The organism is Oceanisphaera pacifica (assembly GCF_017498065.1).
Lineage (GTDB): Bacteria > Pseudomonadota > Gammaproteobacteria > Enterobacterales > Aeromonadaceae > Oceanimonas > Oceanimonas pacifica.
The window spans coordinates 63,883-78,597 of the sequence record NZ_JAGDFX010000009.1; the positions used below are offsets into that span (position 1 = coordinate 63,883).

The window sequence follows — 14,715 nt, forward strand, 5'->3', positions numbered from 1 at the left end:
GCGCAGCGACGCGGCAATCCATCGCACAGGCAGCTATACGCTTTACGCTGAGCGCTGTACGAAAAAACAAAACCGGTGTTTTCTGCTCTTGTCGTTTGTAGGGGCGAATTTATTCGCACAAAAACCATGGCACGGCTTAAAATCGGTCGAATGAATTCGACCCTACACAGGGTTGGATTTTTTAACGTAAGGCGGTCAGCGTTAGACGTATAGCTTTGGTTTGGAATGGATTGCTTCGTACCTCGCAATGACCCAAATGTCGTCATTGCGAGGAGCGCAGCGACGCGGCAATCTATTGAACAGACAGTAATAAGCTAGAAGCTTGAAGCCGGAAGTAAAACCAAAAATAAAAATGTCTCAGTGTTTTTGTTTAGCTTACCGCTTCCAGCTCTGAGCTTCCGGCTTTCTCTCGCAATGACAGCGTCGGGCATAGAGCAGCCAAATAAACAAAAGTTTAAATAAGCGCCCAGCGCTTACTGAATTTACAAAACTATTTACAAGGATAAAGTCAGATCATGCTAGATACAGAAAAGGCACATAAAACTAAGGTGCCCAAAGCGCCGGTTTTTACAAAGACGCTGGTTGCCTCATGCCTACTGGGTGCTAGTATGCTGGCGCAGGCTCAAGGTGCGGTCACTCCTTTTGTAGTACAAGACATTCAAGTTAATGGCTTGCAACGCGTTACTTTGGGCGCCACTTTATTGAGCTTACCGGTGCGTATTGGCGAAGAGGTCGACAGCGACAGTTTGGCTCAGGCCATTAAAAGCCTCTATGCCTCAGGTAACTTTGAAGACGTTCAATTGCTGCGTGATAATGGCATTTTAGTGGTGCAGGTTACTGAACGGCCAACTATTTCTAGTATTAACTTTAGTGGCAACAAAGAAATTAAAGAAGAGCAGCTACAGCAAAGCCTAGAAGGCGCTGGGGTGCGTGTGGGCGAGCCACTCGATCGCACTACACTTAGCTCACTAGAAAAAGGCCTAGAAGACTTCTACTACGGTGTGGGTAAATACTCTGCCAAGGTAAAAGCCGTGCTTACGCCGCTGCCACGTAACCGGGTAGACTTAAAATTTGAGTTTGTAGAAGGTGCTGCAGCAGAAATAAAGCAAATTAACATTGTGGGTAATCAAGACTTTAGTGAGAAACAGCTATTGTCTCAGCTTGAGCTAACCGACAGTGTGCCTTGGTGGAATATTATGGGCGATCAGCGTTACCAAAAGCAAAAGCTGGCCGGTGACATAGAAACGCTACGCTCTTATTATCGCGATCGCGGCTATTTAAAAGCCGAGATAAGCTCTACCCAAGTGGCCATGTCACCGAATAAAGAAGGGGTATACATTACCCTTAATATTAATGAGGGTGATCGTTATACGGTATCTGGCGTGAGCTTGCGCGGTAACTTGGTTGATCGCCAGTCTGAGTTAGAGCAGCTGATCCCCTTAGAAGTCGGTGATTTATATTCCGCCGCCGATGTGGCCCACATGGAGTCGGTGCTATCTAAGTTTTTAGGTCGCTTTGGTTATGCTTACCCTAAAATTTCGACTTTTCCGCAAGTAGATGAAGCCAATAAAACCATAGAGTTAGTGGTAAATGTAGACCCGGGTAACCGTGTTTATGTGCGTCGTATTAACTTTAGCGGCAACATTATTACTAAAGACGAAGTGCTACGCCGCGAAATGCGCCAAATGGAAGGGGCGAGCTTGTCGAGCGAAGATATTACGCAGTCGCGCACCCGCTTAAACCGTTTAGGCTATTTTGAAAGTGCTGAAATAGAAACCCGCCGCGTGCCTGGTGAAGCCGACTTGGTTGATCTAGATGTGAGTGTGAAAGAGCAACCAGCAGGCTCGATTAACTTTGGGGTGGGCTTTGGTACCGACTCGGGCTTTAGTATTCAGGCCGGCCTGCAACAAGAAAACTTTTTAGGCACGGGTAATCGAGTGGGTATTAACTCACAAATGAATGATTACTCTAAAGATGTGTCATTAGACTTTACTGACCCTTACTTTACTGTAGATGGCGTTAGCCTTGGCGGACGAGTGTATTATCGTAAATTTGATGCTCGCGACGCTAACTTAGCCGATTACGACAGCACTCTGTATGGCGTGCGTGCCTTAAGCGGCCTGCCGGTAAACGAAGATAACCGACTTAACTTTAGTGCGGGTTATGAACACAATACGCTGGGTAAGCCCAGCGCCGGTAATAGCTACGATCAGCTCGATCTTTTTTGGCAGCTGCACGATGAGAATGTGTCTGGCGAGAATGAATTAAGTTTCGACACCTTTGATCTTACCGCAGGTTGGACTCGTAATACGCTAAACCGAGGCTACTTTGCCACTGCCGGTAGTCGTCAGAACTTGTCGCTTAAGGTGACAGTGCCCGGATCCGACTTGCAGTACTATAAAACCAGTTTTGATGATGCCCATTACTTCCCGATTGACCGTGATCATAACTGGGTGCTAGCGGGGAAATTTAGAGCTTCGTTTGGTGATGGCTATGGCGATGCCAGCAAGGGTGATCAGCGCTTACCTTTCTTTGAAAACTACTACGGTGGCGGCTTTAGCACCCTGCGTGGCTTTAAGAGTAACTCGGTAGGGCCAAGAGCGGTATATTCAATTAAAGATGCAAATGGTAATCCTACGGGTGAATATCGTGGCGATGACAGCACCATTGGCGGTAATGCGTTAATTGCAGGCTCGGTTGAGTTAATTGTGCCTACGCCGTTTGCTAATGAAGATTTACAACGCTCTTTACGCACTAGCGTGTTTGTAGATGCAGGTACGGTTTGGAATACTAAGTACCAAGGCCGATACGAGAGTGACTGTGTTGAAAACTGTGATTTAATTTATGACTTTGGTGATCCATCTAACATTCGTGTTTCAACGGGTGTGAGCATGCAGTGGTTGTCGCCACTGGGCCCACTGGTGTTCTCATTGGCCACACCGCTCAAAGAAGTAGAAGGCGATCGTACCGAAGTGTTTAACTTCAACATAGGTAGAACGTTTTAAGATCAGCTTGAAGCTGGAAGCTGGAAGCTGGAAGAGAAGACCTGGATTGCTTCGCTGCGCTCGCAATGACCCCAATGGCGTCATTGCGAGGAGTGCAACGACGCGGCAATCCAGTTAACAGATAGTAATAAGCTTGAAGCTAGAAGCCGGAAGTAAAAACAAAAATGCCTCTGTGTTTTTGCTTAGCTTACCGCTTCCAGCTCTCAGCTCTCAGCTCTCAGCTCTCAGCTTCCGGCTTTCTCTACGCTTTACGCTGAGCGCTGTACGAACAGCCAAAGCTGGTTTTATTGTTAACGTAAGGCGGTCAGCGTTAGACGTATAGCTTTATTTGGGATGGATTGCTTCGTGCCTTGCAATGACCCAATGTCGTCATTGCGAGGAGTGCAACGACGCGGCAATCTATGTAACAGGCAGTAATAAGCTTGAAGCTAGAAGCCGGAAGTAAAACCAAAAATAAAAACTGAAGGATGGATTGCTTCGCTTCGTTGCGCTCGCAATGACAAGTAAACTAGGGTTTGTGTTTAGTTTTTTTAACTTCTAGCTTCTAGCTTATAACTTTTCGCTTTGTTTTAAGGAGAATATTTTGCAACAGATGATGAAGATTTTTGGTGTATTGGTGTTGGTATTGAGTGCAGGTGCGGTGCAGGCACAAAATACTAAAGTAGCAGTGGTGGATACGGCCTTGGTGTTTCAAAAAATGCCGCAGCGTGACCGTGTGGCCAATAAGCTTAAAGGCGAGTTTGCCAGCCGAGTAAAAGAAGTTAAAAAACTGGAAGCCGATGGTCGCCGCTTTATTGAAAAGCAGCAAAAAGACATGGCTTTTATGAACGACGATCAAAAAGCGAGCGCGCAAAAGAAACTTAACGAAATGCAGGGTTCTTATGTGCAAAAACGTCGTAAACTCGAGCAAGATCAGGCGCGTCGTGAAAGCGAAGAACGTCAAAAAATGCTAAAAAGTATTCAAAGTGCCGTGACTCAAATTACCCAGTCGCAAGGAATCGACTTGGTGGTTGAGCGTGGGGCTGTTATTCATGTTTCACCTAGCCTCGATATCACCCAACAAGTGATCAGTCGAGTGAGCAAGTAGAGCAAGTGTTATGACAATTAGCTTACAAGCATTGGCAGAGCGGCTAAACGCCGACTTTAAAGGCGACGCCAATGTGATGATTCACAGAGTTAATACCCTAGACAAAGCGGGCCCAGAAGATGTGGCGTTTTTGTCGGATAATAAATATCAGCACTTGCTTGAGTCTACTCAAGCAGCGGCCGTTATTGTAAAGGCCACCGATGTGGCTGCCTGTGCCGTGCCTTGTTTAGTGATGGACGACCCGTATTTAGGGTTTGCTCTGGCGGCTCAAGCACTAGACACCACACCGCGCCAAGCGGTGAGCATTCACCCCAGTGCGGTGATTGCTGAAGATGTGCAGCTAGGCGAGGGCGTCTCTATTGGTGCCAATGCCGTAATTGAGTCGGGAGTGGTTTTAGCCGATGGGGTTGCGGTTGGTGCTGGCTGTGTAATTGGTGAGGGCGTGCAGTTAGGGGCTAATACGCGACTGTGGGCGAATGTGACGCTTTATCATAGAGTCACCCTAGGGCATAACTGTCTGGTACAATCGGGGGCTGTGATTGGCAGTGACGGTTTTGGCTATGCCAATAATAAAGGCGAATGGGTTAAAATTCCGCAGCTTGGCACTGTGGTAATAGGGAATCGCGTAGAAATTGGCGCCGGTACCACTATTGACCGCGGTGCGCTAGGCGATACTTGCATTGCCGATAATGTGATTATTGACAACCTATGCCAGATTGCCCACAACGTTCAAATTGGTTATGGCAGTGCCGTTGCCGGTGGAACTGTAATGGCGGGTAGTCTAAAAGTAGGTAAATACTGTATTATTGGTGGGGCGGTTGTTATTAACGGCCATATAGAAATTTGTGATGGAGTCACTGTGACCGGCATGGGCATGGTGATGCGCTCTATTACTGAACCAGGCATCTATTCGTCCGGTATTCCGTTGCAGCCCAATAAAGAGTGGCGTAAGACGGCGGCACGAGTGATGCGCATCGACGATATGCACAAGCGATTACATCAGCTTGAAAAGCAGTCAGACAAAAAAAATTAAGCACAATTTGGTAGGGTTACATTTTGAATGACGAACTGAATACCGAGAATAATCAGTTAGATATCCAGGAAATTCTGGAACTACTGCCCCATCGCTACCCGTTTTTGATGGTAGATAAAGTGGCGCATTATGAAATTAGCCCAGAGCGCAAGACCCTGAGAGGCATTAAGAATGTGTCTTTCAACGAGCCTATGTTTACGGGGCATTTTCCGGGTAAGCCGGTATTTCCGGGTGTGCTTATTTTAGAAGCCATGGCACAAGCCACCGGTATTTTGGCCTTTAAAATGGTGGGTAAGCCGGCTCCTGGCGAGCTGTACTATTTTGCCTCTATTGATAATGCTCGCTTTAAGCGCCCTGTGGTACCCGGAGATCAACTGGTATTGGATGTGGTGTATTTAAAAGAGCGCCGTGGCATTGCTAAGTTTACTGGTGTGGCCACCGTAGATGGTGAAGTGGTGTGTAGCGCAGAATTAATGTGTGCCAAACGCGGAGGTTAATGTGACCGAACAAAGTGCAAAGATCCATGAAACCGCCATTGTTCACCCCAGCGCTAAAATAGGAAAGGGGGTCGAAATTGGCCCTTGGACCTTAATTGGTGCCGACGTTGAAATTGGCGATAACTGCTGGATTGGCCCTCATGTTGTGATTAAAGGGCCAACTCGTATTGGTGAACGTAATCATATTTTTCAGTTTTGCTCGATAGGGGAAGACTGCCAAGATAAAAAGTATACCGGCGAGTTAACTCGGCTGGAAATTGGCGACGATAACGTGATCCGTGAGTCTTGCACTTTTCACCGTGGCACCAGTCAAGATGAAAGCCTAACCCAAGTGGGTAGCCGTAATCTATTTATGGTGAATGTGCATGTGGCACACGACTGTCGTATTGGTAGCGATTGCATTTTTGCTAATAACGCCACCTTGGCAGGCCATGTGCATATTGGTTCGCACGTGATTTTTGGTGGTCATGCGGCCATTCATCAGTTTGGCCGTGTGGGCAGCCATGCCTTTATTGCCGGTTGTGCGGCATTAAATAAAGACGTGCCACCCTATGTAATGGCGGCAGGGCTTTATGCCAAACCCTTTGGTGTAAACTCCGAGGGCCTGCGCCGTCGTGGTTTTTCACCTGAAGCTATTTCGGCCATTAAAAAAGCCTACAAAATTATTTTTAGAAGCGGTAAAACCGTGGCCGATGTACTCCCTGAGCTAGAAGCGCTCAATGTGCAACAGTCAGAGGTAGGCCCCATGATTGAATTTTTAAAGACCAATGAGCGCGGTATTATTCGTGCCTGAGTCTTATTTATCCACTGAGGTTGCGAGCACGCCAACTTCATTTGAACAGCGTCCGTTACGCATTGGCTTAGTGGCGGGCGAAGTGTCGGGCGATACCCTAGGGGCGGGGCTAATACGTGAATTGCGTAAACGCCACCCCAATGCCGTGTTTGAAGGTATTGCCGGGCCACAAATGGTGGCCGAGGGCTGTACAGCCTTATTTGAGATGGATGAATTATCGGTAATGGGCTTAGTCGAAGTGCTAGGCCGATTGCCGCGAATATTGCGTATTCGTAAGCAAATTATTCGCCACTTTCTTGATAATCCACCGGATGTGTTTGTGGGCATAGATGCCCCCGATTTTAATATCGACACCGAGCTTAAGTTACGCCAAGCCGGCATTGCTACCTTACATTACGTGAGCCCCTCGGTGTGGGCATGGCGACAAAACCGCATTCATAAAATAAAGCGCGCCACCGATATGGTGCTGGCTTTCTTACCTTTTGAAAAAGCCTTTTACGATCGCTTTGACGCACCTTGTCGCTTTATTGGTCATACCTTGGCCGATAAAATGCCGCTGGTGCCCGACACCCAAGGGGCGCGGGAGCGACTGGGGTTAAAACCTGATGGGCATTACCTTGCCTTATTACCCGGTAGCCGCCATGCGGAAGTGACCTTATTAAGCCCAGTGTATTTAGCCGCCTGCCAACAGCTAAAAGTACGCCACCCCGAATTAGAATTTGTGGTGCCTTTAGTCAATCCTAAACGTCGTGCTGAGTTTTTAGCGATTAAAGAGCAAGTAGCGCCGCAATTAGAAGTGATTATGATTGAGGGGCAAGGGCGAGAGGTCATGACGGCTGCCAATATTGTCTTGTTGGCCTCTGGCACGGCCACCTTAGAGGCGATGCTGGCGAAAAAACCCATGGTGGTGGGCTATAAATTTAAGCCCTTTAGCTATTGGTTAGCCAATAAGATTGTTCATACTGCTTATGCTTCTTTGCCCAATCTGTTAGCCGATCATATGTTGGTGCCTGAGCTTATTCAGCATGAATGCACGCCCGATAATATTGCCGATGAAGTGAGTAAGCTGATTAATTTTGATACCAGCGAGCTATTAAGCGAATTTTCTCGCTTACATAAGCAAATTCGTTGCAATGCCGATGAACAAGCCGCATTAGCAGTGTTATCACTGATACCCAGCGCACAGGCGAGTGCACAATGAGCAAGCCCCTAGCAGACATTGTCTACCCTCAAGGGGTGTTAGTCGCCGGTGTTGACGAAGTGGGGCGCGGCCCCTTGGTGGGCGATGTGGTGACGGCGGCGGTGATATTAGACCCCAAGCGCCCCATTGCTGGCTTAGGTGACTCTAAGACAATAAGCGATAAAAAGCGCCAATTATTAGCGCCGCTTATTCGCGAGCAGGCATTGGCGTGGGCCATTGGCCGCTGTACGCCGGCAGAAATTGATGAGCTAAATATTTTGCACGCCACCATGTTGGCCATGAGCCGTGCCGTAGCGGCATTAAATATACAACCCGGATTTGTGTTTATTGACGGTAACCGCTGCCCGCAGTTACCTATGCCCGCGCAGGCGGTGGTAAAAGGTGATAGCCGAGTGGCAGAAATAAGTGCCGCTTCTATATTGGCCAAAGTCGCGCGAGATCAAGACATGCTTGAGCTTGATAAATGCCACCCCCAATATGGCTTTGCTCAGCACAAAGGCTACCCCACCAAAGCTCATTTTGCCGCGCTAAGCGAGCACGGCGTGTTGCCTGAATATAGACGCAGCTTTAAGCCTGTGGCGGCGCAATTGCAGCAAGACGCCTTGTTAACCCCAGTACGAGAAAGATAAATGACCACGCCCTTTATTCATTTGCGCGTACACTCTGACTTTTCTTTGGTTGATGGTGTCGCAAAAATTGGCCCCATTAATCAGCGCTGCCAAGAATTAGGCTATCCGGCCATTGCGCTGACCGATCAAATGAATATGTGTGGCTTGGTACGCTTTTATGGTGACAGCCACCGTAAAGGCTTAAAGCCGTTAGTGGGCTGTGATATTTGGGTGCAGGGCGATGAGTTAGGTGAGCAGGTATTTCGCTTAACCTTGCTGGCCATGAATAACGACGGCTATCAAAACATAACCCGCATTATTTCTGCTGCGTATGAGCGTGGCCATGTGCAGCATTTACCCTTGGTGGATAAAGCTTGGCTCACTGAATTTAACGACGGCATCATTGTGTTGTCGGGGGGGCTTGAAGGGGATGTGGGCATAGGCCTGCTTAAAGGTAACGATGCCTTAGTGAGTGAATGCGTGGCGTTTTATCAGCGCCATTTTGCCGATCGTTATTATTTAGAGCTGCAGCGTACCGAACGCCCCGATGAAGAAACTTACCTACATATGGCGGTGAGCCTTGCCGAGCGCGAACAGTTGCCGGTAGTGGCCACCAACGAAGTGGTGTTTCTTGATAAAGATGACTTTGACTCCCATGAAGTACGGGTGGCCATTCATGATGGTTTTACCCTTGAAGATAAACGCCGGCCCAAACGTTATAGCCCAGAGCAATACCTAAAAAGCCCCAGCGAGATGGCTGAGCTATTTAGTGATATTCCTGAAGCTTTGGCCAATACCGTAGAAATTGCTAAGCGTTGTAACGTTACCGTGCGCTTGGGCGAGTATTTTTTGCCTGATTTTCCGACCGGTGAGATGAGCATTGCCGATTTTTTAGTAAAATGCTCCCAAGAAGGCTTAGAAGAGCGGCTGGCGTTTTTATTTCCTGATGAAGCGGTGCGGGCCGAAAAACGCCCTGAATATGATGAACGCTTAGATATTGAGCTGGGCGTGATTAACCAAATGGGCTTTCCGGGTTACTTTTTGATCGTTATGGAGTTTATTCAGTGGTCAAAAGATAACGGTATTCCGGTGGGGCCTGGGCGTGGCTCGGGGGCGGGCTCTTTGGTGGCTTATGCCCTTAAAATTACCGACTTAGACCCTCTTGAATTCGACTTACTGTTTGAGCGTTTCCTAAACCCAGAGCGGGTATCTATGCCCGACTTTGATGTCGACTTTTGCATGGACCGCCGCGACGAAGTGATCGATCACGTAGCCGATTTATATGGCCGTGATGCGGTAAGCCAAATTATTACCTTTGGTACCATGGCCGCCAAAGCGGTAATCCGCGATGTGGGCCGGGTGCTGGGCCATCCTTATGGCTTTGTGGAGCGCATTTCTAAGCTTATTCCTCCCGAGCCTGGTATGACCTTGGCTAAAGCCTTTGACGCTGAGCCTAAACTGCCCGAGCTCTACGACCAAGACGAAGAAGTGCAAGCCTTGGTTGATATGGCGCGCAAGCTTGAAGGTGTGACCCGTAATGCCGGTAAACACGCCGGCGGCGTGGTAATTGCCCCTACCCGTATTACCGATTTTGCGCCGTTATATTGTGATGAGCACGGCCATAATCCCGTTACTCAGTTTGATAAAGACGACGTAGAAGAAGCGGGGTTGGTTAAGTTTGACTTTTTAGGGCTACGTACCCTTACCATTATCGACTGGGCCTTGGGCATGATTAACCCCAAGCTTGAAGCCCAGGGGCAAGCACCGGTTGATATTGCCGCCATTCCCATGGATGACCCAGCGTCATTTAGGGTGCTAAAGCGTTATGAAACCACGGCCGTGTTTCAGCTTGAATCACGGGGCATGAAAGACTTAATTAAGCGCCTGCAACCCGACTGTTTTGAAGACATGATAGCCCTAGTGGCCCTGTTTAGACCTGGGCCTTTGCAGTCGGGCATGGTGGATAACTTTATTGACCGTAAACACGGTCGAGAAGCGGTGTCTTTTCCCGATGAAACCTGGCAACACGAGTCATTAAGAACCACCCTTGAGCCCACTTATGGCATTATCCTCTATCAAGAGCAGGTGATGCAGATTGCTCAGGTATTGGCAGGCTATTCATTGGGGCAGGCCGACTTATTACGTCGAGCCATGGGTAAGAAAAAACCCGAAGAAATGGCCAAGCAGCGCGCAGGTTTTGAAGCGGGCGCGGTGGCCAATGGCATAGACGGCGAGTTGGCGATGAAAATCTTCGACTTGGTAGAAAAATTTGCCGGTTATGGTTTTAATAAATCGCACTCTGCCGCTTACGCCTTGGTGTCTTATCAAACCTTGTGGCTAAAAACCCATTATCCGGCGGAGTTTATGGCGGCGGTAATGACGGCCGATATGGATAACACCGATAAAGTGGTAACCTTGGTGGATGAGTGCCAGCGCATGGGGTTAACCTTGCTGCCGCCGGATGTGAACTCGGGGCGTTATCGCTTTACGGTGAATGAGCAAGGCGAAATTGTTTATGGCATTGGGGCCATTAAAGGCGTGGGCGAGGGGCCCATTGACTCTATATTAGCGGCACGAGAAGCCGGACCTTTTAGAGACTTATTTGATTTTTGTAACAGGGTAGACCTTAAAAAGCTCAATAAACGGGTGATGGAAAAGCTGGTGTATTCTGGCGCTATGGACCGTTTAGGCCCCCACCGTGCTGCTACTATGGCGACCTTGGCTGAAGCGATGAAAGCTGCGGAACAACATGCTAAAGCCGAAGCGTTGGGCCAAAGTGATATGTTTGGCGTTTTAGTAGAAGAGGAAAAAACCGAGCATGCCTTTGTAGACGTACCTAAATGGCCTGATAAAATATGGTTAGACGGTGAGCGCGACACCTTAGGTTTGTATTTAACCGGGCACCCCATTAATCAATATGCCAAAGAATTGCGCAATTACACCACCGGGCGCTTAAATGAATTGCAGGCCACCAGCCGCGATAAAATAACCACGGCGGCGGGTTTGGTGATTGCTGCTAGGGTGATGACCACCAAGCGTGGTAATCGCATGGGTATTTTAACCTTAGACGATCGTTCGGGACGATTAGACATCACCTTGTTCTCGGATGCATTAGAACGCTATGAGTCTTTGCTAGAAAAGGATAAAATCCTGGTTATTAGCGGACAGGTCAGCTTTGATGATTTTAATGGCGGGCTTAAGATGTCGGCACGGGAAGTGCTAGACATGAGTGATGCCCGCGAGCGTTTTGCTCGTGGTTTGGCGCTAAATATTAATAGCAGTCAAATTGATCAGCACTTTTTTAATCAATTATTGGACATACTGACCCCAGTTCGGGCGGGAGTGTGTCCTGTTAGTGTTACCTATTATCGACCGGGAGCGCGGGCGCAATTGATGTTAGGCACCGAGTGGCGGGTGACCCCCACCGACGAGGTGTTAACATCGTTAACGCAATTGCTTGGACCGAATAAAGTTGAGCTACTCTTTTGAGTCGAACCATTTTTGAACTGAGGGACTTATGAGCCACCAATTTCTGGATTTTGAACAACCGATTGCCGAGCTACAGGCCCAAATCGAAGAGCTTCGTCATGTAAATGAAGGGGATGCTGTTGATTTAGACGAAGAAGTGAGTCGTCTGGAAGGTAAGCGCGATGAACTGACTAAAAAAGTCTTTTCCAACTTAGGCCCTTGGCAAATTTCGCAGTTGGCTCGCCATCCGCGTCGCCCTTATACCCTAGATTATTTAGAGCATATCTTTGGTGATTTTGATGAGTTGGCAGGGGATCGTGCCTATGCCGATGACAAAGCCATGGTTGGCGGTGTAGCCCGCATAGATGGTCGTCCAGTTATGGTGATTGGCCAGCAAAAAGGTCGCGAAACCAAAGAGAAAATTCGTCGTAACTTTGGTATGCCTCGCCCAGAAGGTTATCGCAAAGCGTTGCGCCTAATGGAAATGGCAGAACGCTTTAATATGCCCATTCTGACCTTTATTGATACGCCGGGTGCTTACCCAGGCGTAGGCGCTGAAGAGCGCGGCCAAAGTGAAGCCATTGCTCGCAACCTTAAAGTAATGTCGGGCTTAAAAGTGCCGGTTATTTGTACCGTGATTGGTGAAGGTGGCTCGGGTGGCGCATTGGCCATTGGCGTGGGTGATCGCGTGAACATGCTGCAATACTCTACTTACTCTGTGATCTCTCCTGAAGGTTGTGCTTCCATTTTATGGAAGAGTGCCGAAAAAGCCTCTTTAGCCGCAGAAGCCATGGGCATTACCGCCCAGCGTATTCACGAGTTAAAGCTAATTGATAATATAGTAGAAGAGCCTATGGGCGGTGCCCACAGCAACCCAGCATTAGCGGCTGAGCTTTTAAAAGCCCGTTTAATTAGCGATTTAGCTGAATTAGACAAGCTAGATACCGATACCTTATTAGAACAACGCTACCAGCGCTTAATGAGCTACGGTTATTGCTAAGTTAGCATCAAACATCTAGCCAAAAGCAAAAAACACCAAGCCTAGCTTGGTGTTTTTTTATGCACGACACCTGAGAGCAGACAGCTCCGCTTCCTTGGGTCATTGCGAGGAGTGCAACGACGCGGCAATCCAGTTAACAGATAGTAATAAGCTTGAAGCTAGAAGCCGGAAGTAAAAACAAAAATGCCTCTGTGTTTTTGCTTAGCTTACCGCTTCTAGCTCTCAGCTTCCGGCTTTCTCTACGCTTTACGCTGAGCGCGGTACGAACAGCCAAAGCCGTTTTATTTTTAACGTATGGCGTACAGCTTTAGACGCATAGCCTTGGTTTGGAATGGATTGCCACGCTGCGCTCGCAATGACCTAGATGTCGTCATTGCGAGGAGTGCAACGACGCGGCAATCCAGTTAACAGATAGTAATAAGTTTGAAGTAAAACCGAAAATAAAGTACCTCAGTGTTTTAATCAGTTATTCCTAATCACGGTTTCTAATCTATAACCAAGATCGTATTTTTGGACTTACAGCTTATATTTCCACTGATATAAATAAAAAAATAAAGTACCATCACCGCTGCTAATATTGTTATAGACAAGGATTGAGATACAAATGAAAAAAACATTAATGGTTGCCACTGCTTTAACACTAGGACTCAGCGGTTGTGTATCCGATGATCATGCTCAGTATTTAACTGCCGGTATGACTGCGTTTAAGGGACTCACTATTTCTAAAAATGAACTGCAAGCTCAAGCCAGTTTATCTGCCGAAAAAATGGATTCAGAAAACACCATTGCCCCTGCTAATAGTAAATATAGCAAGCGTTTAGCTAAGCTAACTAAAGGCCTTAACTTTGTTGATGCTACGCCGCTTAACTTTCAGGTTTACTTAGCCGATGAAATTAATGCCTTTGCCATGCCAGATGGCACTGTACGTGTGTATTCTGGTTTGATGGATGTAATGAATGATGATGAATTAGTGGCTGTTATTGGTCATGAAGTGGGTCATATTAAATTTGAGCATTCACTCAGCCAATTTAAAACTGCTTATTTAGCTCAAGCGGCACGCCAAGCAGCTTCTGCAGCGGGTGGTACTGTGGGTGAATTAGCATCGTCTGAGTATGCTGATATGGGCGAAAAGTTTATGAGCGCGCAATTCTCGCAAAGCGATGAGTTAGAATCAGACGCCTACGGTATTGAAGTATTGTGCCAACAAGGTATGGATCCTTTTGCCGCTATGCGTGCCCAAGAAGTGCTATTAAAGCATTCAGGTAATGGCGGCGGCTTGTTTTCTAGTCACCCATCCAGTGCAGAGCGTATTGCCGCTGCTAGAACGGCAGCAGCCAATTCAAACTGCGGCTAACAGACGGTAATAAGCTTGAAGCCGGAAGCTAGAAGCCGGAAGTAAAACCGAAAATAAAAATGCCGCAGGGTGTTTGTTTGAGCTTTTCTTTAACTGACAGCTTCCAGCTTCCAGCTTCTCAGGGGCGCTTCCGGCTTTCTTTATGCGGTACGTGTTTTAAAGACAATGCTGAATTGTGAATGTTGAATGAAGGTCAAAAGATAAACCTATTTTGCAACGAAATCCGCTAAATCCACGAAAAAATAGAGACTAAATCTACAAGATATTTTTATTGTTAAGGCAAAGCCTACAGGTATGTGGTCTTGCTCTTAACCCTTAGAGTTTATCGCTGTTGTGTTGATCTTTTCGTGGGTTCCGTGGCAGATTTAGGTGTGGTGTTTAGTGTCTGTTAATTCAACATTCAACATTCAACATTCAACATTCAACATTGCACTTGGGTCATTGCGAGGAGCGCAACGACGCGGCAATCCAGGCCCTTCGGGCAGCGATCAGCTTTAAGCTGTCAGCTATCAGACAAACAAAAAACAAACCGACCGCAGAGCGGCCATACGCTTTACGCTGAGTGCGGTACGAACAACCCAAACCGTCTTATCTTTAACTTACGGCGTAAGTCGTAGCGCTTTCTTTAACTGACAGCTGACAGCTGATAGCTTACGGCTGACAGCTCCC

The 14,715-nt window shown here is 47.6% G+C and carries 10 protein-coding genes; all 10 read left to right on the forward strand.

The features are described from left to right. The first annotated feature begins 515 nt into the window (after positions 1-515). Positions 516-3,005: an outer membrane protein assembly factor BamA gene (gene bamA / locus J3U76_RS09000; protein WP_424022307.1), complete on the forward strand. Its 2,490-nt coding sequence runs from the start codon at positions 516-518 to the stop codon at positions 3,003-3,005. Between the two features lie 592 nt (positions 3,006-3,597). Further along, complete coding sequence (locus J3U76_RS09005; RefSeq protein ID WP_243454176.1) at positions 3,598-4,092, forward strand: OmpH/Skp family outer membrane protein; 495 nt, start codon at positions 3,598-3,600, stop codon at positions 4,090-4,092. 10 nt (positions 4,093-4,102) lie between these two features. Further along, the gene (gene lpxD, locus J3U76_RS09010; RefSeq protein WP_208005641.1) at positions 4,103-5,125 is read left to right on the forward strand and encodes a UDP-3-O-(3-hydroxymyristoyl)glucosamine N-acyltransferase; all 1,023 of its coding nucleotides are present in this window, start codon (positions 4,103-4,105) and stop codon (positions 5,123-5,125) included. A gap of 35 nt (positions 5,126-5,160) precedes the next feature. Further along, positions 5,161-5,622: a 3-hydroxyacyl-ACP dehydratase FabZ gene (gene fabZ, locus J3U76_RS09015; RefSeq protein WP_208005701.1), complete on the forward strand. Its 462-nt coding sequence runs from the start codon at positions 5,161-5,163 to the stop codon at positions 5,620-5,622. A gap of 1 nt (position 5,623) precedes the next feature. Beyond that, positions 5,624-6,415, forward strand: a complete 792-nt coding sequence (gene lpxA, locus J3U76_RS09020; protein WP_208005642.1) for an acyl-ACP--UDP-N-acetylglucosamine O-acyltransferase — start codon at positions 5,624-5,626, stop codon at positions 6,413-6,415. After that, positions 6,390-7,616: a lipid-A-disaccharide synthase gene (gene lpxB / locus J3U76_RS09025; protein ID WP_208005643.1), complete on the forward strand. Its 1,227-nt coding sequence runs from the start codon at positions 6,390-6,392 to the stop codon at positions 7,614-7,616. The genes lpxA and lpxB overlap by 26 nt, the downstream gene beginning before the upstream one ends. After that, a complete protein-coding gene (gene rnhB, locus J3U76_RS09030) occupies positions 7,613-8,245 on the forward strand; it encodes a ribonuclease HII (RefSeq protein WP_208005644.1) in 633 nt (210 codons plus the stop codon). The genes lpxB and rnhB overlap by 4 nt, the downstream gene beginning before the upstream one ends. Next, a complete protein-coding gene (gene dnaE, locus J3U76_RS09035) occupies positions 8,246-11,713 on the forward strand; it encodes a DNA polymerase III subunit alpha (protein ID WP_208005645.1) in 3,468 nt (1,155 codons plus the stop codon). A 28-nt stretch (positions 11,714-11,741) separates the two neighbouring features. Then, on the forward strand, positions 11,742-12,692 hold the full coding sequence (accA, locus tag J3U76_RS09040; RefSeq protein WP_208005646.1) for an acetyl-CoA carboxylase carboxyl transferase subunit alpha: 951 nt from the start codon (positions 11,742-11,744) through the stop codon (positions 12,690-12,692). A 604-nt stretch (positions 12,693-13,296) separates the two neighbouring features. Next, entirely contained in the window at positions 13,297-14,046 is a 750-nt protein-coding gene (locus J3U76_RS09045) for a M48 family metalloprotease (RefSeq protein ID WP_243454164.1), read from the forward strand. The last annotated feature ends 669 nt before the right edge of the window (positions 14,047-14,715 follow it).